Below are 23,565 nucleotides of genomic sequence, written 5' to 3' on the forward strand. Positions count from 1 at the left end.
ACTTTGCTTACATTTGTGTTATGTCTGCCTTAGAAAAATTCGGAGTTGATATTTTTACACAACATAATATATTCGAGAGAATTGCTGTCGATAAACCTTTCCGACCTGAAAATCCGGCATTCATTTTCATTAAAACAGGTACCATAAAGCTGAAGCAGCATTTTCGTGATTTGGAGCTTTCTGCGAATATGTTTATGGTAACAGATCCGCAAACAATTTACGAAGTAGTTTCAGTGAGTGATGATTTTCAGTCGAGAATGGTTTCCTATAAACGTGAATTTATTTCGGCTTTATCACTAAAGTTCAATAGATTAATAACCTACCGTTACTTCAGGCAGCAAATGAATATCGGTGTTCCTTTTCATCAGGATGAAATGGATGTGATTTGGAAAAGTGTGAATTTTCTTAAATACATCCTTGATTCGGAAACGGAAATGATGTACAAAAAAGAAATGGTGGAACACCTTTTTTCTGTTTTCTGTTATCAGATGGCGGGAATTATTTCCAAAGAAGACAACAGTTCGATGAACCAGATGTCAAGGCAGGAGGAAATTGTTTTTGTATTTCTGACCGACCTCGCGGAACATCATCTTACGGAACGGTCGGTTGAATTTTATGCCGAACGTCAGTCGATTACAACCAGACATCTTTCATCAGTTATCAAGTCCATTACAGGAAAGTCTGCAAGTCAAATTATTGCTTTAGTTGTAATTAATGAGGCTAAAGTGCTTTTAAACTCTTCAAATAAAACAGTTTCGGAGATTTCTTCAATTCTTGGATTTAGCGATCAGTACTCGTTTTCTCATTTTTTTAAGAAACATTTAGGCGAAAGTCCAACCCAATACAGGTATCAGTTCGAGAATTAAAATCTTACATTTGAACATCTTTTTCCAATTCTCAAACATTTGTTTGAGTTTTTGAACGCCATAACTTTGTATTCGTAAAACAAGGTAAAATGGTAAAGAACGTAAAAACAGCGCTATCACTAGTGATAGCATTATTTCCTACGCTGTTTTTTTCGCAAGAAATAAAACAGATGACAGCGAATGAGGTGGCCGAACTCGCCGTGCAAAATCATCAGCAGCTAAAAGTCTCGGCACAGAATATCGATATTGCCAAACAGAATACTAATGTTGCAAAACTTCAGAAACTTCCTACAATAACCGCTTCTACAAGTCAATTTTATTTAGGGGATGCAGTGGCAATCGATAAAGATTTTTCCAATTCCACCAATATTCCGATGCCTCATTACGGAAGTTCGTATGCAGTCCAGGCTACGCAGCTGATCTTCAAAGGAGGATTAGTGAATAAATCTATTGAACTGGCCGGACTTCGCGAGCAGCTTTCAAAATTAGATTTAGAAAAAAATAAACAGGATGTGAAATTTTTGGTGATCTCCAACTATCTGGATGTTTATAAGATATTAAATCAACATGAAGTATTTCAGAACAACAAAAGATTGGCTCAGGAAAGGTTAAAAAATATCCAGAAATTTTATCAGCAGGGAATGGTTACCCGAAATGAAGTGATTCGTGGTGAACTGGCCATCAAAAATTTGGATCAGGGAATTTTGACTTTGGTGAATAATAAGAAAATTCTCAATTATAATTTAAGTATTGCTTTGGGATTACCGACTGATACCGAGATTATCCCGATTGAAAGTTTAGGGAACAAAGAGGCCGGAATCGGAATGGAATATTATATAAATCTTGCCCATGAAAGCAATCCTTTAATGAAATCTGCGAAAACAAATATGGACGTTGCGGAAAAAAATATTGAAATTATAAAAACAGATAAAATGCCTACGGTTGCCGGTTTTGGAGGATATACTTTACAAAGACCGATTACCACGAGAAATCCTGTTTTGGATATGTATTCCGGAGGTTGGCAAACAGGAGTTTCTTTAAGCTATAATATTGATAATTTATATAAAACGAAAGAAAGAGTAAAGCTGGGAGAGCTGCAGAAAACGCAGGCGAATGATGCAATGACGTTAACACAACAGAATATTGATATGGCTGTGAATGCTGCCTATGTAAAATATCAGGAATCTATTCAACAGGCAGATATTCTGAATGATGCTAAAAAATTGGCTGAAGAAAACTATAAGATTACGGAAGCTAAATATTTGAACCAATTAGCAGTACAGGCAGAAATGATTGATGCGCAAAACCAGAAGCTTCAATCGGAGCTGGATTATGCCAATGCGGAAATCAACGTACTGTATCAATATTACAATCTTCTGAAATCTACAGGAACTCTTTAATTTTTAAAACTGAAAACAATGGAAAACAAGGAACAAAATACTCAAAATACATCTTCAGTACCTGTACAGTCAAGTGCTGTAGCAAAAAAGAAAGAAAATAAAAAGAATAAAATCAGGGCTATCATTTCAAATGTTATTGTCTTTTTGGTGATCGGTTTGGGATTATTCTGGCTGGTTCGTGAATATTTTCATATTGGAGATAAAACTTATACTGAAGCGGCACAAGTAGAGGAATTCATTAACCCGATCAATACCCGAGTTTCTGCTTATATCAAAGAAATAAAATTCATTGAACACCAGAAGGTTAAAAAAGGAGATACCTTGGTAATTCTTGATAACCGTGAAATTCTAACGCAACTTGGTCAGGCTGAAGCCGCTTATCAAAATGCCTTGGCTCAAAGAACGGCAACAAGCTCATCAGTAAATACGGTTTCAAACAATGTTAATGTGATGGAATCTAACATTGCCGGCGCAAAAGCAAGACTTTGGAATGCTGAACAAAATTTGATTCGATATAAAAATCTTCTGGCTTCGGAAGCGGTGACAAGACAGCAATATGATCAGATAAAAACTGAGTATGATGCCCAAAAGGCAGCCTATGAAACTTTGGTGAACCAAAAACAGTCTGCAAACCTTTCTACAACGGAAGTGAAAAGCAAATTAGGAATTAATGACGCCGAAATTAAGAGAACAAAGTCTGCTTTGGATATGGCGAAAATTAATTTATCATATACGGTAATTACAGCGCCTTATGATGGAGTAATGGGAAGAAGAACGATTTCTGAAGGGCAATTGATACAACCGGGACAACAAGTGGCAACGATAGTTTTAAACGGACAAAAATGGGTAACTGCCAACTTTTTGGAAAGCCAGATGCCCAATATTAAAATCGGTGAAAAAATGATGATGACAGCGGATGCTTTGGGCGGACAAAAGTTTGAAGGGGTAGTAACTGCGATTTCCGCAGCAACGGGTTCAAGGTATTCAAATGTTCCGACAGATAATTCAACCGGAAACTTCATTAAAGTGCAGCAGAGGATTCCTGTGAGAATTGAGTTTACGGCTTCCAACAAAAAAGAAGATATTGATAAGCTGAGCGCGGGAATGAATGTGAATGTGAGTTTTGAAGGTAAAAAGTAAAAAGAAACAAGTAAAAAGTGAGATTCAGTGAATTAAAAAATGTGTAAAGATTGATATGAGTTCATCATCTACGCAATACTTTAATCTTTTTACCTTTTACTTGGCTCTTAGTTAAAATCTACAAATATGTATAACAAAGGATTATATAACGACTGGGTTCCGAAACCTGTACAGCTTTTACTGATTGTATTGCTTCTTGCCGTAGTGATGCCATTGGGTGGAGTTTACGTGGGAAATATCAGCTATGTAGTAAGCGGAACCGGTGCGATGACGGAATATTTCATGTGGGCGAATTATGCAACAACCATAGGAATGGGAGCGTGTATGCCGGTTGTTCTCAGAATGAAAATGAGATTTAAGGTTAGGGATAAAATGACTGTTTTACTGGTGCTTTTGGGATTGCTGAGCTACCTCAATTCAACCACCCTTGATCCGATGATCTTTGTGTTTTCCTCTTTATGTATCGGGTTTTTAAAAATGATGGTAACGATAGAACTGTTTTTACCATTAATGGCAATGATCGGCAACCGGGGAATGTTTTATGGTGCGTTTTATACATTTGTTTTAGTGCTCAATCAGATTTCAGGATATTATGCAGCACAGGTTTCGATTAATTATAACTGGCAACATTTTTATGTCATTATGGCGGTCGCGTGCTTTGTGCTTGCTTTGGTGCATTGGGTTTTTATGCATGATAAATACTTTGCCCTAAAAGTTCCATTACATTATATTGACTGGCTGAGTATATTGCTTTTCGTTTCCACATTTATGTTTTCAGCCTATGTCTTTTCATTCGGAAAACAGCAGGATTGGCTCAATTCAAAAAATATTATCAATGCAAGTATAGCAGCTTTCTCGAGTTTTGCTTTGTTAGCGATTCGTCAGCTTACTTTAAAAAGACCTTATTTATCCTTTAAAATATTCACTAAAAATAATGTTCAGCACGGATTGTTCATGCTTTTTATGTTAGGAATGTTTTTGGGAACAACTACGATTCAGAATTCTTTTGCGGTGGGAGTTTTGGGCTATGATCAGCTGACAAATGCCAAATTGAATATATTGATGATTCCCGGGCTTATTGTAGCCGGAATAATGGCCATTATCTGGTTTAAAAAAGAAATTCCCTTGAAGATGTTTATCTTTTCCGGTTTTGCGGCCATGGTGGGATATGCGATCGTAATGTATTTTTCTATGGTGCTGGAATTCAATTATGAAAACTGGTATTTACCGATGTTCCTGAAAGGATACGGAATGGGTTCACTTTTTATTTCCGTTTGGTTTTATACATTGGATAAGCTGGAAATGGATGATATGTTGGCTGCTATCGGATTGGTATTGGTTTGGAGAACATTTTTGGCTGTTGGATTTTTCTCTGCGCTTTATTCATGGTTTCTGTATCATTTTCAGGTGGTTGCCATTGGTGATCTGGCTGTTTATATGGACGGAATGACTGTTTCTCCTCAAAATGCAGCAGTAGGTTTAAAAGCAATTCAGCTCAATGCCATTATTGTAGCAATTAAAAAAATATTCGGATATATTATTCTGGCAGGAATCGGAGTTTTAATCTATGTTTTTACGCATCATTTTGGAAAAGAACGTTTCGAATATGCAAGATTTGTTAAAATATTAAGCGGAAAATCAGCTTTGGCGAGAAAAAGACTTCGGGAAAGAAAAAGATTGTTACATGAAATAAAAGATGCAGCAGGTCCTGCATTATAAAGATACCTTGTTTTTCACCTGTAAAACTCCATTTTATTGTAAGATGGGGTTTTACTTTTTTACAGCTAAAATTTAAACAGTTATTTAATAATATGAAATTTTTCATACTCTTTTATTTTTATTTCTTCTAAATAAAAATTATTTTTGAGCTTATTTTTAAAATTTAATTAAGAAGAATGAAAAAGCATTATGTTGTTGCCGCTTTATTGATTTCTGGAGCTGTATTTTCTCAAACGACTCCAGATTCTATAAGCTCTAGAAATATTGAGGATGTAGTTATTGTAGCTTCAAGAAAACCTACGAAAATCTCAGAAATTCCGGGAACGGTCTGGGTGGTTCAGAAAGAGAAAATTCAGGAGCAGGTAAAGAGTGGAGTTCCCATTAAAGAAATGTTGTCTATTTTAATTCCGAGTATGGATATTGGTCCACAGGGAAGAACCAATTACGGACAAAATATGCGTGGACGTTCTGCTTTAATCATGATTGACGGGGTCTCATTGAACAGTATCCGTACCATCAGCCGACAGCTTGATGCGATTGATCCTTTTAATATTGAAAGAATTGAGGTGCTTTCCGGTGCAAGCTCTATTTATGGAGGAAATGCAACAGGAGGGATCATAAATATCATTACGAAAGTTCCTTCGAAAAAAGGAATTAGCGGTGAAACCGAGGTAGGAGTTCGTACCGGATTTATGGGAAGTGATGACCATGATTTCCGTGCAGCACAATCGATTGCAGCAAAAGGAGAGAAGCTTTTTGGGAGATTAGGAGTTGCCTATCAGCAAAACGGTGGAGTTTACGGAGCAGATCAGAAACAGATTCTTACAGATATTACCCAGACAGATCTTCAATACAACCAGTCATTGGATATCTTGGCTACGGGAGGGTATAAGTTTAATAACAATCATAAAATTACAGCTTCTGTCCAGTATTACAATTCTAAATTTAATGGAGATCGCAGCTTATATTTAGGTCAGAATCTTGCCGCTTTTACTACAAAAAATGCAAGTCTGCTGGAGATGAGAGATGGTTTTTCATCAGATAAAAATATCGGAACAGAACGGTATATGGGAACCTTAACCTATAATGGGAATAATATTTTAGGAGGTCAGGATCTATATGTGCAGTTGGCAACAAGAGGTGAGAAATTAGGTTTTTATCCGTTTCCTGGAACCGTAAAGTTACCAGCAACGACTTCCTATATGTCTTCTTCACAGCAAAATACTTTTTATTCGGGATTAAAAGCCTTGCTATCAAAATCATGGAGAGGACTGAATGTAACCTATGGAGTGGACATAGATATTGAGAAGTTTGAAGGAAATCAATCCGTATATGATATTGCTAAAACAATGTCGAGTGGTGGATTAATTAATGAAACCCAATACAGTCTGGGAAGGTATCCAACCAACCATTCGGAAAGCTATGCAGGATATGTTCAGGCGAAATACAATATTCTTCCAAAATTACAGCTTAATGGAGGAGTAAGATACCAGAATATGAATGTAAAAGTAGACGATTTCATTGGATCACAACAGCAAACTCTGGTTGCTATGGGATACGGAACATCTGCTTCTGCCATTCCGGGAGGAAAAAGTTCTTATAATGTGACTCTTGCCAATGCAGGATTGCTGTACCGGTTTAACGAACAGCATCAGGTTTGGGGAACTTTCTCACAAGGAGTAAGTTTGGCAGACCCTTCAAAATACTACGGAATTGGAGTGTATGCTCTTAATGCAGGCACAGGAAACTGGGATGTCACTTCGAGTATCAACGTAAAAGAGCAACCTTTACAGGCGATTAAAACCAATCAGTTTGAAGTGGGGTACCGTATCAGTAAAGGTGGATTGAGAGGTCAGATTGCCGGATTCTTAAGCACTTCTGATAAAAATATTACGGTAGACAGAACTACTTTCCAGATTTTGGTGAATGACCTGAAATTAAGAAATATGGGAATTGAAGCTGAGGTTTTATACAGCATGAATAACGGAGTATATTTCGGAGCCAGCGGATTGCTGATCCAATCTCAGGTAGATAACAAAGGCGAATGGCAAAAGCAGGAAATTTACAATGCTTCTCCATCAAAATTGGTGACCTATATTGGTTATAATATCGAAAACTGGTCATTCAGATTCCAGTCTCTGCAAAATTTCAAGCTGAGGGATGATATTAATAATGAGATTGACGGCTATAATACATCCGATTTGATGGCAGGTTACCGATTCAGTTGCGGAAAATTTAATTTAGGAATTCAGAATATCTTCAATACAGATTATCAGACAATCTGGAGCAAGCGTTCCCAGGTGTTATATTCTTCATACGGACTTCCTGAATTGTTCAACTATAAAGGAAGAGGAAGAACATATAATCTTTCCTATACTTTTGAATTTTAATTCTATATAAAATAAAAAACAGACTTCTTTACCGGGAAGTCTGTTTTTTTTTGAGTTGATCATGTAATTTTTAATTACGAAAATACTGTCTTACATCCGCTGAATCAAAGGTGTAATCTGCCTGATTTTCTGATTTGTCTAATTTTTTGCTGATCGTTAAAGCCCATAAAACAACTTCTTTGCAGAAGTTTTGATCTTCTTTACTCAATTCAGAGGCGTTTTCTTCAACAACTGTTGTAAGTGGTTGTATCTTATTCAGTTTAGCATAGAATTCCTTATCCGTATCTGCATAATTTAGCTCCAGCTGATTCTTAGAAAACCATTGAATCAAGTCTGTGTATGGAGTTTTAATGCCCTCTTTTTCCAATTTTGAAATACGCGGGAAAATATCCTCAAACAACCTCATAATAGCCTGATCGATCAGAATTTTAGCGACATGATCTGCACCTTCCTGTTCTCCTTCATATACCAGTTCTATTTTTCCGGTAATGGAAGGAATAATAGACATGAAATCTAAAAGACGGACGCCTGTTTTTTCTGAACCGGTTTCCAAAAGACGTAATTTAGCTGCTGCAAAAAGATTTTCCATAGCACTGATCGTCAGTCTTGCACTCACTCCGCTTTTTGCATCTACATATTCACTGTCTCTGGCCACAAAAGCGACTTCTTCCAAAAGATTTTTTGCCAAATTGGAGATCTGAATTTTGTCCCGGTCTTCTGAAGAAATTAAAGCTTCCTGTTCAGTAATTTGTTTGGCAAGCTCAACAGTTTTCGGATAATGAGTGAAGATTTGAGAACCGATTCTGTCTTTTAAAGGTGTTACAATGCTTCCTCTGTTAGTATAATCTTCAGGGTTTGCAGTAAATACAAACTGAATATCCAAAGGCATTCTCAACTGAAAACCTCTGATCTGAATATCTCCTTCCTGTAAAATATTAAACAAAGAAACCTGAATTCTGGCCTGCAGATCGGGTAATTCATTCAAGACAAAAATCGAGCGGTTGGCTCTTGGAATCATTCCATAATGCAAAACTCTTTCGTCAGAATAAGGTAATTTTAAAGTCGCTGCTTTAATAGGATCGATGTCTCCAATTAAATCTGCAATATTTACATCAGGAGTTGCCAGTTTTTCAAAAAACCGGTCTGAACGGTGAACCCATGAAATCGGTGTTTCATCACCAAGTTCCGCAATCAGGTGTCTCGCATATTTTGAAATCGGCTGAAACGGACTGTCGTTAATTTCAGAACCTTTTACTATCGGCATATATTCATCCAGAAGATTTACCATGCTTCTGGCAATTCTTGTTTTTGCCTGTCCGCGCAATCCCAAAAGATTAATGTGATGACCTGCCAGAATTGCTTTTTTCAATTGCGGAATCACGGTGTCTTCATAGCCGTAAAGTCCTTCAAAAACAGGTTCTTTTGCTTTGATTTTAGCAATTAAATTAGCCTGAATTTCCTGATTGATGGTTCTGTCTATATATCCTGATTTTTTTAGTTCTTTAAATGTTGTATCTTTTTTCATTTGTTTAATGATATAATGTTTTATATAGCAGTATTAATTAACGTCCTAATTAGATTTAACTAACTGTTTATTTTGGTTTGTAAAGACGATTAACTTTTATCTTTTTCCTTTTTCCTTGGCTCTTTTAAATCCTTTTAATTCTATTCTTTTCGTAATCTTCAAAAATCATCTGTCCTAATCCAGAAAGTCCTGTAAGGAAAGCTTTTCCTTTGTTTTGAGCGGTAAAGATCTCAACAAATTTTCGGAGATAAGGATCCTGTGCAATCATAAAGGTAGTGATCGGAATTTTCAGTTTTCTTGCCTGTGCTGCTTTATGAAGACATTCGGAAACAATTCTTTCATCGAGTCCTACGCTGTTCATATAGTATTCCCCATTCGGTAATTTTAGGCAGCTTGGTTTTCCGTCGGTAATCACGAAGATTTGCTTGTTGGTGTTTCTTTTTCTTCTAAGAATATCCATTGCCAATTCCAATCCGGCTACCGTATTCGTATGATAAGGTCCAACCTGTAAATAGGGAAGGTCTTTAATTTTAATTGGCCATGCTTCATTTCCGAAAACAATAATATCAATGGAATCTTTTGGATATTTTCGTTTAATTAATTCCACCAAAGCCATAGCGACTTTTTTCGCAGGAGTAATCCGGTCTTCACCATACAGAATCATGGAATGACTGATGTCTATCATCAAAACCGTGCTCATCTGAGCTTTATGTTTAGTTTCTTCTACGATGAGGTCGTCTTCTGTCATTCTGAGATCGGAAATCCCGTTGTTGATCTGAGCGTTTTTCAGGCTTTCAGTCATATTTACTGCTGATAAATCATCTCCGTATTGGAAATTCCGGTTTTCTCCGTCACGTTCATCCCCGATTCCCGTTTTGTTAGTACGGTGATTTCCTACACCACTTTTCTGGAGTTTTCCGAAAATCTGATCCAGGGCATATTCACGAAGAGCAGCTTCCAGCTTGGCAGTCAGTACATTTTTACCTTCTCCGGTTCCGGAATTGCCGTCTTCAGGATCTTCCGCTTTGATATAGCCACGTTTTTTGAGATCTTCTTCAAAATCTTCACGGGTATATTCATCATCGAAAATATTGTATTCTCTGTCGAGCATATCGAGCCATTCAAAAGCTTCCTCAAGATCGCCGGAAGTGTGGATGAGCAAATCTCTGAATACATCGAAAACCCTGTCGAAATTGGAAATTTCCTCCGGAACATGCTTACTGAAAGTAAAACCCTGATGAACATTAAAACTTTTATTTGTCATGAGGTTGTTCTTGTATTTAAAAGATACAAGTTAGGAAAATATTATAAGAAGAATAGTGCCTGGAAAATAGAAAATGTTAATGATGCTTATAAAACATTTAAAATGATTTTAAGAGAAATAATATTTCATTTAAGAATATATTTTTCGTTTCTTTTCGGAACGCAGTATCTTTGCAACCATATTTACAGCTATGAAAGATTTAATGGGCCGTGCAATTTGGGATTTTTATTATGATGAAGATCCAAAAGATTTGCAGACTGAAACTTCAATTTCTGAACTGGACGAGCTTCCGGTGGATTATCTTTTCCGTGATTTTGAAGATATGAATGATATTGAACAAAAAGCTTTAGAACTGTCCAAAGGAAAAGTTTTGGATATTGGAGCTGGAGCGGGTTCGCATTCTTTATACCTTCAAAATGAAAGGAATCTTGAGGTGACCGCATTGGATATTTCACCTAAATCGATTGAAGTCTGCAAACTGAGAGGAATTCAAAAAGCGGTTGCTGAAAATGTACTTCATTTTTCCGGAGAAACTTTCGACACGATTCTGTTGCTAATGAACGGAACAGGGATTTTCCAGAGCCTTAACGTAATTGATATTTATCTTAAAAAGCTTTATTCTTTATTAAATGAAAAAGGGCAGATTCTGATCGACAGTACGGATATTCTCTATATGTTTGACCGCGATGAAGATGGCGGAGTTTATATTCCGGCAGAAGGATATTATGGTGAATTGGATTATATTGTTCATTACAAAGGAGAGTCGGAAGATCCAATCAAATGGCTGTACCTGGATTTCAATACCTTGAAAAATGCAGCTGAAAATAACGGTTTTAAAATTGAGAAAATTTTACAGGATGAAGATGCTTATCTGGCGAGACTGACTAAAAAATAATGATTAGATGCTTCGACAGGCTCAGCATGACACCGCGAATTTCAACCATTTTATAATATCATATTTATACTTTATATGCAAATGGTATTAGAGATGTCATGCTGAGCCTGTCGAAGCATCCTTTAAAACATAAAAAAACAAAAAATCCACATGAATTTCATGTGGATTTCTTTATATGGAATATTAAAGATTATCCAATCTCAATACCGTTTTCAACATTGCTGTCATCCGGTGTTACGAAAGATAATTTTCCGTCCGGTTTTGTTGTTAGTAGCAACATTCCCTGAGATTCAATTCCTCTGATTTTTCTTGGAGCAAGATTTAATAAAATCATGACTTGTTTCCCAATAACCTCTTCTGGAGTAAAGCTTTCTGCAATTCCTGAAACCACAGTTCTTACATCAACACCTGTATCCACAGTAAGTTTTAGTAATTTATCTGCTTTTTCAACTTTTTCAGCTTCTAAAATAGTAGCTGTTCTTAAGTCTATTTTCGTAAAATCATCAAAAGTGATTTCTTCTTTCATAGGGTTTGCTTTAGGGTTTGTTTTTTTATTGTTTTGCTTTGTGTCTTCAAGCTTTTGGATTTGAGCTTCGATGACATCATCTTCAATTTTTGAGAAAAGAAGAGAAGCTTCGTTGATTTTGTGACCTGTTTCAATTAAAACGGATTTTGTTTCAACATCATTCCAGTCTGATTTCTGTACATTGAACATTTTCAATAGTTTATCAGAACTAAAAGGCATGAATGGTTCACACAGTTGAGCTAAAGCAACTGCAATCTGAGCTCCAACAAATAAAGACTGAGCTGCTTTTTCAGGATTGTCTTTAATGGTTTTCCAAGGTTCTTCTGTCTGAAGATACTGATTTCCGAAACGAGCCAAATTCATCAAAGCGGTCAGAGAATTTCTGAATTCATAATTTTCTAAGAACCCTGAAATTTCTTTTGCTGCTTTGTTGATTTCCTTTAATTCAGGACTGTTCACATCGCCTTGAGGAATAACTCCGTCATAATATTTATGAATCAAAACAGCAACTCTATTGATAAAGTTTCCAAAAATTCCAACTAACTCAGAGTTATTCTTTGTCTGGAAATCCTTCCAGGTAAAGTTATTATCTTTTGTTTCCGGAGCTGATGAAAGAAGAGCGTATCTTAAAACATCCTGTTGTCCCGGGAAATCTTCTACATATTCGTGTGCCCAAACCGCCCAGTTTCTTGAAGTTGAAATTTTATCATTCTCAAGATTCAGGAATTCAAATGCAGGAACATTTTTCGGCATAATATAATCTCCGTGAGCTTTCATCATCGAAGGGAAAATAATACAGTGGAACACAATATTATCTTTTCCGATAAAGTGAACCAAATCAGAATTTTCGCTTTGCCAGTAATCTTTCCAGTCTTTTCCGTTTTTCTCAGCCCATTCTTTAGTGAAAGAAATATAGCCGATTGGCGCATCAAACCATACATAAAGCACTTTTCCTTCTGCACCCGGAAGTGGAACAGGAACTCCCCAGTTCAGATCTCGGGTCATGGCACGAGGTTTCAGCCCGTCATTTAACCAGGATTTTACCTGTCCGTAAACATTGGGTTTCCAGTCGTCTTTATGGCCTTCAATGATCCATTCATTCAGGAAGTCTTCGTATTCGTTTAATGGAAGATACCAGTTTTTTGTTTCTTTTAAGATAGGAACATTTCCACTTAGCATAGATTTAGGATTGATCAGTTCTGATGGAGAAAGGGTAGAACCGCATTTTTCACACTGATCTCCGTAAGCGTTTTCGTTGCCACAGTTCGGACAAGTTCCCACGATGTATCGATCTGCGAGGAATTCTCCTGCCTGTTCATCAAAATACTGCTCGGATAATTCTTCTGTAAATTTTCCTTTTTCATAAAGAACCTTAAAGAAATCCTGACTGGTTTCGTAATGGTTTTTAGAGGTTGTTCTAGAATATTCATCAAAAGAAATCCCTAAGTCTGAAAAAGATTTTTTAATGATTTCGTGGTATTTATCAACGATATCCTGAGGGGTAACCCCTTCTTTTTTAGCTCTTATGGTAATAGGAATTCCGTGCTCATCTGATCCACAGATAAACGCTACATCTTTTCCTAATCTTCTCTGAAATCTTGCGTAAACATCCGCAGGAATATAGACACCTGCCAAATGTCCTATATGAACCGGTCCGTTTGCATAAGGCAAAGCTGCCGTAATCATCTTTCTGTTTGACATTTAATAGTAAAGTTTAGTTGCAAAGATACTGATTATCTCTGAAAATTATAATCTGTACTTTTTTTTATAGTTTTATATATTAATTATACGTTAAACCTATATATTTTGTTAAACGTTTGTTTAACTTTTTGCTATACTTTGGAATGTATTATGTTTTGCATATTATCTTTTAATGATTTGATATATAATATACTAGCTTTTTTTAGGGTTTTAATATAAATAATTTTATTTAAATTTTTTGTTAATTTTATGATAATTATAAAATTTTTATAAATTGCAAGACAGGTTTTATGCCTTTAAACTATAAAACGAAACTATATAAAAGATAAGATTGTGAAAAACTTTACAACAGTATTAAAAATTGCGCCTGCATTTTTATTGGCAAGTTCCATGATTCATGCGCAGACCAAAGACTCTACAACCAAAGAGAAAAAAATCGAGGAGGTTGTTTTGATCGGGTATGGTAAGCAAAAGAAATCTGATCTTACAGGATCTATTACAGCTGTCTCTGAGAAAGACTTCAATAAAGGGGCAATCGTTTCCGCGGATCAGTTAATTGCAGGTAAGGCTCCTGGTGTAAGAATTACAAATGCGGGAGGTTCACCAGATTCTGCCCCGAATATTAGAATAAGGGGAGGTTCTTCATTTAGTGCTAATAATAATCCTTTAATTGTAATTGATGGTGTTCCTTTGGATACAAATAATCCTGCCGGGGTTGGAAATCCATTGAATCTGATAAATCCAAACGATATTGAATCTTTTTCAATATTGAAAGACGCTTCTGCTACTGCGATTTATGGAAACAGAGGATCTAATGGAGTTATTATTATCAAAACAAAAAGAGGAGGAGGTAAACTTAAGATAAATTTAAGCACTAATGTCTCTGTGGGTACCGTAACAAGGTATATTGATGTTATGAATGCCAATGAGTTTACGAACTTTATTAATCAAAATTATCCTAACTACAACTATTTATTAGGAGTTGGTGGAAATTCAGCAAATCCGACACAATCTGGAACGATTTATAACACGGATTGGCAAAAGGCTATTTATAGAAATTCTGTTTCTTCGGATAACAACTTAAACGTTTCAGGTAGCCTATTTAATAAAATTCCGGTAAGATTATCCGTAGGTTATAATAGGACTGAAGGTGTTATAAAAACCAGTGATTATGAAAGATTTTCAACAGGCTTAAATATTACTCCTACTTTTTTCGATAATCACTTAAAAATTGATTTTAGTTTAAAAGGACTATTCTCAAAACTTAACGCAATTGATGACGGGGGAGCGATCGGAGGAGCAATAAATATGAACCCGACCCTTCCTATTTATCAGTCCCAGACAGGTTTAACGGGAGATCCTTTTGATAGATTCGGCGGATATTATCAAAATACGGTTTTAAAAGGAAATCAATATTTAATTCAGGGGCAGAGTAATCCTTTAGCGATTCTAATGCAGAGACAATCTCCGCAAAAAATTTCTAAATTTTTAGGTAATGCGGAAATTAATTATAAATTTCATTTTTTACCTGATTTGAGGGCTATTGTTAACTTAGGTTTAGAAGCTTCAAGATCCAACTTAAGAACAGTTTATTCTGACAATGCTGTTGCAACCTATAGAAATCCACAAAATTCTATAGCTCCAAATGATTATGTATTTAGTCCTGGAGTAGATTATGCGGAACATCAAAATATTGTAAATCAGACGATGGATGCCTATTTGGTTTATGAAAAAAAATATTCAGGTTTCCTTTCTCATTTCTTAGTACAAGGGGGATATTCTTATCAGAATTTTAAAAATGACGGTTACAAAGATCAATATAGATATGATGATGTGACAGGTTTGAGAGTTCCAAATCCAGGAACAGCTTTAAATCCTAATAACAGATATTATAATGTATTGAACCTGCAATCATTTTTAGGAAGAGCAAATATTGATTTCTATGATAAATATTTATTTACACTAAACTTTAGAGCAGATGCTTCTTCATTATTTCAGAAAGGTGAAAGATGGGGGTATTTTCCAGGTGCCGGATTTGCTTGGAAAGTCAATAAAGATTTCTTCAATGATTCTCAAAATGTTAAAGATCTTAAGTTGAGATTAGGATGGGGAAGAACCGGTAACGCCGATATTGTAGGAGTTGCAGGATTTTATCCGTCGAGCCCTTATTTTTCGATCGGAGGGTCAAACTCTCAATATTTTCCAGGAATTGGGACTTATAGTGCTTTACCATTTAATCCTGGTTTAACTTGGGAAACTACAGATACTTGGAATGGGGGAATTGATTTTTCATTCTTTAAGCAAGAAAGATTATCCGGAAGTATTGATGTATATCAAAGAAAAACAACAAATCTTTTAGCAAAAGTTCCATTACCTGTAGGACAAGGTTTGACTAATGAATTTACTACAAATGTAGGTTCGCTTGAAAATAAAGGAGTTGAGCTTAATTTAACAGTAATCCCTGTAAAAACTGAGAATTTAAACTGGTCAGTTTCGGGAAATCTTGGGTATAATGATTCTAAAATATTAAGTTTAGGGGATGTTAGCTATTTTCCTGATAACTCAAGTACACTTCCTATAGGAACAGGGGTGAAAATTGCAAATAACGCAATAGGTTATCAACCTTATTCTGCTTGGGTGTTGCAACAAGTTTATGACGCAAACGGAAAGCCACTTGACCATGTGTACGTTGATAGAAATGGAGATGGGATTATCAATGAAAATGATAGATATTATAAAGCAATCAGACCAAGATGGACTTATGGTTTTAGTACTTCTTTAACTTATAAGAACTGGGATCTTAATGCTGCTTTCAGAGGGCAAATTGGTGGTTTGATTTATAATACTAGAAAATTAGCACAAGGTTTTAAAAGTTATACAGTTCCTCAAAATTCACAGAACTTAAATAACGTTCTTACTTCTACAGCAGATTCTCCATTTACTTTATCAGATAATCTTTATTTCTCGGATTATTTCTTGGAAGACGCTTCTTTTCTGAAATTGGATAATGTTACAGTGGGTTACTTATTTAAAAATGTATTTAAAAGTACCAATGTAAGAGTATATGCTTCTGTAAATAATGTTTATACGTGGACGAATTATTCAGGACAGGATCCTGAAAACTTCACGGGGATTGATAATAATTTTTACCCAAGACCAAGAACGTATACCATTGGATTTAACTTTAATTTTTAAAAAACGCTAAAAATGAAAAATACTAAATATAAAATACTGGCTCTTTTGACGTTCTTAGCTGTAAATACGGCTTGTATAGATGATTTGAACACGGAGCCTAAAGTAGAGCAAACATTAGAAAATCTTTTGGCCGCAGACCCAAATGCTGTAGAGGGTTTATTATCTAGATTATATGCAAGTTTTGCCCTTTCAAGTGTGGAGGGACCTGACAAATCGGATATTTCAGGGGCTGATCCGGGAGAATCACCATTTGTAAGAGGGTTAGTTAATCTACAAGATTTTACTGCCGATGATATGAAAAACAGATGGGGAGATAATGGGCTGGATCAGTTAACGACAACGACAAACTGGACTTCAAATAATAAATTCTTTAAATATGTATATGACAGAATTTATTATACTGTTCCTCAAGCAACAAACTTAATTCTTATCATGAAAAGTGATAAAGTTAATTATGCTAATAAAAACCAGGTTATAGATGAATTAAGATTCTTAAGAGCTTTATCTTATTATTACTTAGTTGATTTATTTGGAAAAGGAGTTTTGGTAACTAATGAAAACTTTAATACAACTGCTCTTTTACCGGAATCTTCTAGAAAAGATCTTTTCAATTACGTTGAAAGTGAATTACTGGCTATAGAATCTACTTTACCCGCAACAAATTCTTATGGGAGAGCTAATAAATCTTGTGTAAGAATGCTTTTAGCTAAATTATATCTGAATGCGGAGGTTTATACGGGAACAGCAAGGTATAATGATGCAGCTAATTATATCAATAAAGTTATAAATGAAGGTGGTTATCAGTTGGAATCTAATATCAGAAAGAATTTTTCTTCAGATAATAATACCTCTAAAGAAATTATTTTCCCACTTTTAGCGGATGCTGTTTCTAGCCAAAGTTTTGGTAATACAACATATCTTGTTAATGGGAGTATTAGTACCGAAACTATGGTTCCTGCAGATTTTGGTGCAGCTGAAGGATGGGCTGGTCATAGGGCTACAAAAGCATGGTATGGATTATTCGGAAATAGTATTGCAGATCTTCAGGCAAGTACAGATGCAAGAGCTAAACTGTTTTGGACTCAGGGGCACAACTGGGAAATGAACGACTATAAAACATGGGCAGATGGATTACCATCAGATAAATTTTGGAATAAAGATTCTAATGGAGTTGGAGGTGCAATAAAATTCTCATCAACAGATTTTCCATTATTTAGATTAGCTGATGCTTACTTAATGTATGCGGAATGTGCATTAAGGGGAGCAACGGGAACTACAGTGTCACAAGGTTTAGCATATGTAAATCTTGTCAGAGCAAGAGCGGGAGCTACTCAGTTAGTATCAATTACTTTAGATGGAGTCTTAGATGAAAGAGCTAGAGAACTAAATTTCGAAGGAATGAGAAGACAGGACCTTATCAGGTTTGGAAAATTCACAGGAGGAACTTATTTATGGCCATGGAAGGGAGGTGTAAAAAATGGAACTTCAATATCGGATAACTATAAAGTATTCCCAATTCCAAGTTCTGCATTGCAGTCTAATCCTAATTTAACTCAAAACCCTGGTTATTAATTTAAAACTGTATTAAAATGAAAAATATTTTCAAAATATTTCTGATAGGAATAGTGAGTTACTTCATTGTTTCTTGTAGAGAAGAAGATGATAAGGCTGTGCTTAATAGTACATCTAATGGGAGTTTAGCTGTAAATAAAACATCTGTAATTCTTGATGAAACAATTGCTGATCAGGCTGCACTTACTTTTACATATACAAACCCAACTTTCAATCCAAATGTAACATTTACAAATACAGTAGAACTTGCTACTGCTGGAACGAATTTTAGTTCTGTTGCAACACAAACTGTTTCAATGGAGCAGAAAACATTTTCTTTGACTCATTTGCAATTGAATACAATGTTAGCAACCTTAAATATTGCTCCAAATGTTGCCAAGTCAATTGAAATCAGGTTAAAATCAAGTTTAAATGCTACTACAGCTTATTATTCTAATGTAGTAACGGTTAGTATTACAGGTTATAAACCAAATCCGGATCTGATTTACCCTAAAATTAATGTTCCTGGAGGATATGCCGGAGCCGCAGGCTATGCAGATTGGGAACCAACAAACTCTCCAAATTTATTCTCTCCAGGCAAAGATGATAAGTATAGAGGATTTATCTATGTTACTGCGCCAAATAGCGAATATAAATTCACTATTAATCAGGATTGGGCAGGAGATAAAGGTGATGATGGAACATTTACAGGAAAACTATTAGAAACGAACGAAGTGAATGTAAAAGCAGCAACAGCAGGAACGTATTATGTTAATGTTAATTGGGTTGCAAATACATATTCTACGGTTGTTGCAAATTTTGGTGTGATTGGCGATGCAACTCCTACAGGTTGGGGCTCAGATACAGACTTTGTTTATAATCCTACTACAAAAACTTATGTAATCAATTCGATTGCTTTGTCAAATACTGGAGTGTTTAAATTTAGAGCTAATGATGATTGGGTGATGAAGTTTCAACCAGCTAGTGCAGATGAAACATTGGTTTCGGGAACTACAGTTCAGTCTTATTTAAATTCAGAAGGAACTGTAACAGGAGATCCTGGTTATAAAGTTGCACAAGCGGGTAATTATAAAATAGAATTAGACTTACATAATTCAGCTTACTATAAGCTAACTATCACAAAATTATAAAATACAACAAGTTTAAATAAAGAGCAAAGTGTTGCTTTTGGGCAACACTTTCTTTATTTTTAAAGTTATAAATAGTCATTATGAAGAAAATTACAGTTGGAGCGTTATTGCTCTCAATGATGTTTGTGGGTGTTAATGCACAATCTTTAAAATCGCCGGACGGAAAATTTGAAATGGATTTTCAGATAAAGCAGGGAGTTCCTTATTATAATCTTAAATACAATGGTAAAACAGTTGTTGAAGATTCTAAATTGGGATTGAGATTATTTAAAGATGCTTCAATAAAATTTGCCTCAGAAATTGCCAAACCGGAAGATGCTAAATTCGACTTAAACAATGGTTTTACAAAAGTTGATGAAAAACGTGATTCAAAAAATGAAACTTGGCAGCCGGTTTTAGGGGAAAAGAAAAATTATATCAATCAGTATAATGAATTGGCGGTTACGCTGAATCAGGCTTCTACCGATAGAAGCATTGTGGTAAAATTCAGATTGTTCAATGATGGTTTAGGATTCAGATATGAATTTCCTCAACAGAAAAACCTGAACTATTTCACCATTCGTGAAGAAGATTCTGAAATTGATTTCCCGACAGATATGAAAGCCTGGTGGATTGTTGCAGATTACGATTCCCAGGAATATAAATACCAGGAAACAAAAGTTTCTGAAATTCCGGCAAGATGGCCTCAAGCAGCCGATGCGAATGCGTCTCAGACTTTAATTAAAAATGCGGTTCAGTCTCCTGTAATGCTGAAAAGAGAAGGAAAAGAGCCTTTGTATATCAATGTTGCTGAAGCTGCAGTTCTGAATTATCCGGCTTCTCACCTTGAAGTGGATGCTCAGAATTTTAAATTTAAAACACACCTGACAGCGGATAGACAAGGAGCGAAAGGATATATTCAGACCCCTTCTGTTACTCCATGGAGAACAATTATTGTATCGCCAAAAGCAGAAGAAGTAATGGCGTCTAAAATGATCTTCAACCTAAATGAGCCTACTAAATACAAAGATACTTCTTATATTCACCCTACAAAATATATGGGAGTTTGGTGGGAAATGATCATCGGAAAATCTCAATGGGCGTATTCAACAGCAGAAAATGTACACTTGGATACAACCGATTTTACGAAGCTGACTCCAAACGGAAAACATGCGGCGAATAATACAAAAGTAAAAGAATACATTGATTTCGCTGCAGAAAATGGTTTCCAGGGCTTATTGATCGAAGGTTGGAATATCGGTTGGGAAGACTGGTTTGGCCATTCAAAAGAATTTGTTTTCGACTTTATCACGCCTTATCCGGATTTTAATATCAAAGAATTAAACGATTATGCGCACTCAAAGGGAATTAAATTAATCATGCACCACGAAACTTCAGGTTCAGCTACGAACTATGAAAGATGGGCAGATAAAGCATTCCAGCTGATGAACAAATATGGGTATGACGCTGTGAAAACCGGCTATGTTGGAGATATTATTCCAAGAGGTGAACACCATTATTCTCAATGGACGATCAACCATTTCTACAGAATTGCGGAGAAAGCTAATGAATATAAGATCATGGTAAATTCTCATGAATCTGTACGTCCTACAGGAGAAAGCCGTACTTATCCTAACTATATTTCTGCGGAGGCTGCACGTGGTACGGAATATGAAGCTTTCGGAGGAAATAATCCGGATCACCAGACTATTCTTCCGTTTACAAGATGGATGGGAGGTTCTATGGATTATACGCCGGGGATTTTCCAGACAAAATTGGATTACTATTTCCCCGGAGATACACGTTTCGTGAAAACTACGTTGGTAAAACAGTTAGCATTGTATGTAACAATGTATATGCCTCTTCAGATGGCTGCAGACTTACCGGAAAACTATAAGAAGCATATGGATGCTTTTCAGTTTATTAAAGATGTGGCAGCGGACTGGGATGATACGAAGATCTTATCAGCAGAACCTGGAGATTATATCGTAACAGCCAGAAAAGCTAAAGGAACTGAAAATTGGTTTGTAGGAGGAATTACCGATGAAAATAAACGAGATTATACCGTAGATTTCTCTTTCCTGGATAAAGGACAGAAATATGAAGCAACGATCTATGAAGATGGAAAAGATGCAGATTATATCAACAATCCTCAAAGCTATAATATCTACAAAAAACAGATTACAAGCAAGTCTAAGATGAATTTTAAAATGGCAAGAAGCGGAGGTTTTGCAATCTCTATAAAGCCTGTAAAATAAAAATATTTCTTAACTTTATAATCCTTAAAGGCAAAACCTTTAAGGATTTTTTATGGGTACTGACTTATTTCTTTTTTTTAAATGACTCACTGAAAATTAACAAGCAAAATCTTTATGAAAAAAATATATACAATTATTGCACTTTCAGTAGCTGCAGTTGTCTTTTCTCAAAAACCATTAGACAAGGTAGAGCCGGCGTTCTGGTGGAAAGGAATGAAAAATCCTGAACTTCAGATCTTGGTATATGGAAAAGATATTGCCAAAAATGAAATTGAACTTTCGGACGGTGTTCAGATTAAAAATATACAAAAAGTTGAAAACCCAAATTATGTTTTTGTAACGGTAAATACTAATGAAATCAACGTTCCGAAGTTTAAAATTACCGTTAAGAACGGGAAAAAAAATATAGATGCTTACACCTACGAATTAAAGCAGAGAAATCCGGGTTCTGCCAACAGACAATCTTTTACCTCAAAAGATGTCATGTATCTGATCATGCCTGATCGTTTTGCAAATGGTGACGAAAAAAATGATTCTAATCCACATTTAACGGAAAAAGCAAACAGAAGTCTTCCTAATGGCCGTCATGGAGGAGATTTAAGAGGTGTTATCAACAATCTTGATTATATTCAGAACTTAGGGGCTACATCCGTTTGGTTAACGCCGGTGAACGAAGATAACGAAAAGGTGTATTCCTATCATGGATATGCCCAGACAGATCTGTATAAAATTGATGCACGCTACGGAACCAATGAAGAGTACAAAGAACTTTCACAAAAATTAAATAGGCGGAATATGAAACTGGTGATGGATTATGTAACCAATCACTGGGGAGTTTCACACTGGATGATTCAGGATTTACCGACAAAGGATTGGATTCACTGGTTTACCGATGGAGAGAATGGTTTTAAACGATCTAATTATAAAACCACAACCCAGTTTGATACCAATGCCTCTGAAATAGATAAAAAGCTGGCTTTAGACGGATGGTTTGATACCACGATGCCCGATATTAATCAGAAAAACCCGTTGGTTCTTAAATATTTGACACAAAATGCAATCTGGTGGATAGAATATGCTGAATTGGGTGGCTTTCGCGTAGATACCTATCCTTACAATGACAAAGAAGCCATGGCAAAATGGGCCAAAGCCATCACTGATGAATATCCGAATTTTAATATCGTGGGTGAAACCTGGCTGTACACAGCTGGACAAATATCTGCTTGGCAAAAAGATTCCAAAACGGGAGAAGCAGCAAATTATAACTCTTATTTACCTTCTGTAATGGATTTTATGCTCTATGGAGACTTACCAAAAGCGTTAAAGGAAAAAGAAGGTTGGGATTCCGGATTGGTAAAGATATACAATGTTTTCACAAGCGATTTTCTGTATCCCAATATTAATAATGTGATGGTTTTCTTTGAAAATCACGATACCGAAAGATGGAATGAGATTTTCAATGCAGATCCGAAAGCCTATAAATTAGGATTAACATTAATTTCTACTGTCCGCGGAATTCCACAAATTTATTATGGTTCCGAAATAGGAATGCGTGGAGATAAAAACAAAAGAGGGGATGCGGATATCAGAAGGGATTTTCCGGGAGGCTGGAAATCTGATCATCAAAATGCCTTTAATCTTGCTTCCCAAACCCCTGAACAAAAAGAATTTTATCAGTTTACTCAGAAATTATTAAACTGGAGAAAAGATAAAGAAGTCATTCATACCGGAAAAACTAAAAATTTCGTTCCTCAGAATAATGTTTTTGTGTATTTTCGATATAATGAAAAAGAAAGTGTGATGGTTGTTTTAAATAACAATGAAAAAGAAGAAACATTGGATCTGAAACATTTTGAGGAATCTTTAAAAGGATTTTCAAAAGGAAAAGACATCATTTCCGACAAAGAATTTTCATTACAAAACAACTTGACCATACCCGCAAAAACATCGATGGTTGTTGAATTGAAATAAAATACAAATATTTTCACAAATTTAACAATCAAAT

Annotated in this window: 14 protein-coding genes; 11 read left to right on the top strand and 3 right to left on the bottom strand. The window is 35.6% G+C overall.

Annotated elements, in window-relative coordinates:
- The first annotated feature begins 20 nt into the window (after nt 1-20).
- The 5 genes from P0Y62_01165 (at nt 21) to P0Y62_01185 (ending at nt 7,515) form a co-directional block, all read left to right on the top strand.
- Nucleotides 21-866 (top strand): AraC family transcriptional regulator, encoded by an 846-nt coding sequence (locus P0Y62_01165; GenBank protein ID WEK70163.1) that lies wholly within the window; start codon nt 21-23, stop codon nt 864-866.
- Nucleotides 867-955: 89 nt separating this feature from the next.
- Nucleotides 956-2,266 carry a TolC family protein gene (locus P0Y62_01170; GenBank protein ID WEK70164.1) on the top strand — a complete coding sequence of 437 codons (1,311 nt, stop codon included), beginning with the start codon at nt 956-958 and terminating at the stop codon, nt 2,264-2,266.
- Nucleotides 2,267-2,284: 18 nt separating this feature from the next.
- Nucleotides 2,285-3,406, top strand: a complete 1,122-nt coding sequence (locus P0Y62_01175) for an HlyD family secretion protein (protein ID WEK70165.1) — start codon at nt 2,285-2,287, stop codon at nt 3,404-3,406.
- 126 nt (nt 3,407-3,532) lie between these two features.
- Nucleotides 3,533-5,125: an MFS transporter gene (locus tag P0Y62_01180; GenBank protein ID WEK70166.1), complete on the top strand. Its 1,593-nt coding sequence runs from the start codon at nt 3,533-3,535 to the stop codon at nt 5,123-5,125.
- Between the two features lie 176 nt (nt 5,126-5,301).
- Nucleotides 5,302-7,515, top strand: coding sequence for a TonB-dependent receptor (locus tag P0Y62_01185; protein ID WEK70167.1), 2,214 nt, complete (start codon nt 5,302-5,304; stop codon nt 7,513-7,515).
- Between the two features lie 70 nt (nt 7,516-7,585).
- Here the strand turns inward: P0Y62_01185 and P0Y62_01190 are convergent, their stop codons facing one another.
- Nucleotides 7,586-9,040, bottom strand: coding sequence for a sigma 54-interacting transcriptional regulator (locus P0Y62_01190; protein WEK70168.1), 1,455 nt, complete (start codon nt 9,038-9,040; stop codon nt 7,586-7,588).
- A gap of 124 nt (nt 9,041-9,164) precedes the next feature.
- On the bottom strand, nt 9,165-10,304 hold the full coding sequence (locus tag P0Y62_01195; GenBank protein WEK70169.1) for a VWA domain-containing protein: 1,140 nt from the start codon (nt 10,302-10,304) through the stop codon (nt 9,165-9,167).
- A 190-nt stretch (nt 10,305-10,494) separates the two neighbouring features.
- Between P0Y62_01195 and P0Y62_01200 the strand changes: the two genes are divergently transcribed.
- Nucleotides 10,495-11,199: a class I SAM-dependent methyltransferase gene (locus tag P0Y62_01200; protein ID WEK70170.1), complete on the top strand. Its 705-nt coding sequence runs from the start codon at nt 10,495-10,497 to the stop codon at nt 11,197-11,199.
- A 190-nt stretch (nt 11,200-11,389) separates the two neighbouring features.
- On the opposite strand, the gene metG is transcribed toward P0Y62_01200, so the two are convergent.
- A complete protein-coding gene (gene metG / locus P0Y62_01205) occupies nt 11,390-13,426 on the bottom strand; it encodes a methionine--tRNA ligase (GenBank protein WEK70171.1) in 2,037 nt (678 codons plus the stop codon).
- Nucleotides 13,427-13,759: 333 nt separating this feature from the next.
- On the opposite strand from metG, the gene P0Y62_01210 reads away from it, so the two are divergent.
- From P0Y62_01210 to P0Y62_01230, 5 genes are all read left to right on the top strand, one after another.
- Nucleotides 13,760-16,621, top strand: a complete 2,862-nt coding sequence (locus P0Y62_01210; protein WEK70172.1) for a SusC/RagA family TonB-linked outer membrane protein — start codon at nt 13,760-13,762, stop codon at nt 16,619-16,621.
- Nucleotides 16,622-16,633: 12 nt separating this feature from the next.
- A complete protein-coding gene (locus P0Y62_01215) occupies nt 16,634-18,193 on the top strand; it encodes a RagB/SusD family nutrient uptake outer membrane protein (GenBank protein ID WEK70173.1) in 1,560 nt (519 codons plus the stop codon).
- Nucleotides 18,194-18,210: 17 nt separating this feature from the next.
- Nucleotides 18,211-19,323, top strand: coding sequence for a SusE domain-containing protein (locus tag P0Y62_01220; protein WEK70174.1), 1,113 nt, complete (start codon nt 18,211-18,213; stop codon nt 19,321-19,323).
- A gap of 80 nt (nt 19,324-19,403) precedes the next feature.
- On the top strand, nt 19,404-21,560 hold the full coding sequence (locus tag P0Y62_01225) for a glycoside hydrolase family 97 protein (protein ID WEK70175.1): 2,157 nt from the start codon (nt 19,404-19,406) through the stop codon (nt 21,558-21,560).
- 114 nt (nt 21,561-21,674) lie between these two features.
- Complete coding sequence (locus P0Y62_01230) at nt 21,675-23,531, top strand: glycoside hydrolase family 13 protein (protein WEK70176.1); 1,857 nt, start codon at nt 21,675-21,677, stop codon at nt 23,529-23,531.
- Nucleotides 23,532-23,565: the final 34 nt, after the last annotated feature.

The sequence above is a fragment of the Candidatus Chryseobacterium colombiense genome, from assembly GCA_029203185.1.
Lineage (GTDB): Bacteria > Bacteroidota > Bacteroidia > Flavobacteriales > Weeksellaceae > Chryseobacterium > Chryseobacterium colombiense.

Coding starts and splice junctions, on each gene's coding strand:
- P0Y62_01180 (WEK70166.1), top strand. CDS start 3,533: ATGTATAACAAAGGATTATATAACGACTGGGTTCCGAAACCTGTACAG.
- P0Y62_01200 (WEK70170.1), top strand. CDS start 10,495: ATGAAAGATTTAATGGGCCGTGCAATTTGGGATTTTTATTATGATGAA.
- P0Y62_01230 (WEK70176.1), top strand. CDS start 21,675: ATGAAAAAAATATATACAATTATTGCACTTTCAGTAGCTGCAGTTGTC.
- P0Y62_01215 (WEK70173.1), top strand. CDS start 16,634: ATGAAAAATACTAAATATAAAATACTGGCTCTTTTGACGTTCTTAGCT.
- P0Y62_01190 (WEK70168.1), bottom strand. CDS start 9,040: ATGAAAAAAGATACAACATTTAAAGAACTAAAAAAATCAGGATATATA.
- P0Y62_01225 (WEK70175.1), top strand. CDS start 19,404: ATGAAGAAAATTACAGTTGGAGCGTTATTGCTCTCAATGATGTTTGTG.
- P0Y62_01165 (WEK70163.1), top strand. CDS start 21: ATGTCTGCCTTAGAAAAATTCGGAGTTGATATTTTTACACAACATAAT.
- P0Y62_01170 (WEK70164.1), top strand. CDS start 956: ATGGTAAAGAACGTAAAAACAGCGCTATCACTAGTGATAGCATTATTT.
- metG (WEK70171.1), bottom strand. CDS start 13,426: ATGTCAAACAGAAAGATGATTACGGCAGCTTTGCCTTATGCAAACGGA.
- P0Y62_01220 (WEK70174.1), top strand. CDS start 18,211: ATGAAAAATATTTTCAAAATATTTCTGATAGGAATAGTGAGTTACTTC.
- P0Y62_01175 (WEK70165.1), top strand. CDS start 2,285: ATGGAAAACAAGGAACAAAATACTCAAAATACATCTTCAGTACCTGTA.
- P0Y62_01195 (WEK70169.1), bottom strand. CDS start 10,304: ATGACAAATAAAAGTTTTAATGTTCATCAGGGTTTTACTTTCAGTAAG.
- P0Y62_01185 (WEK70167.1), top strand. CDS start 5,302: ATGAAAAAGCATTATGTTGTTGCCGCTTTATTGATTTCTGGAGCTGTA.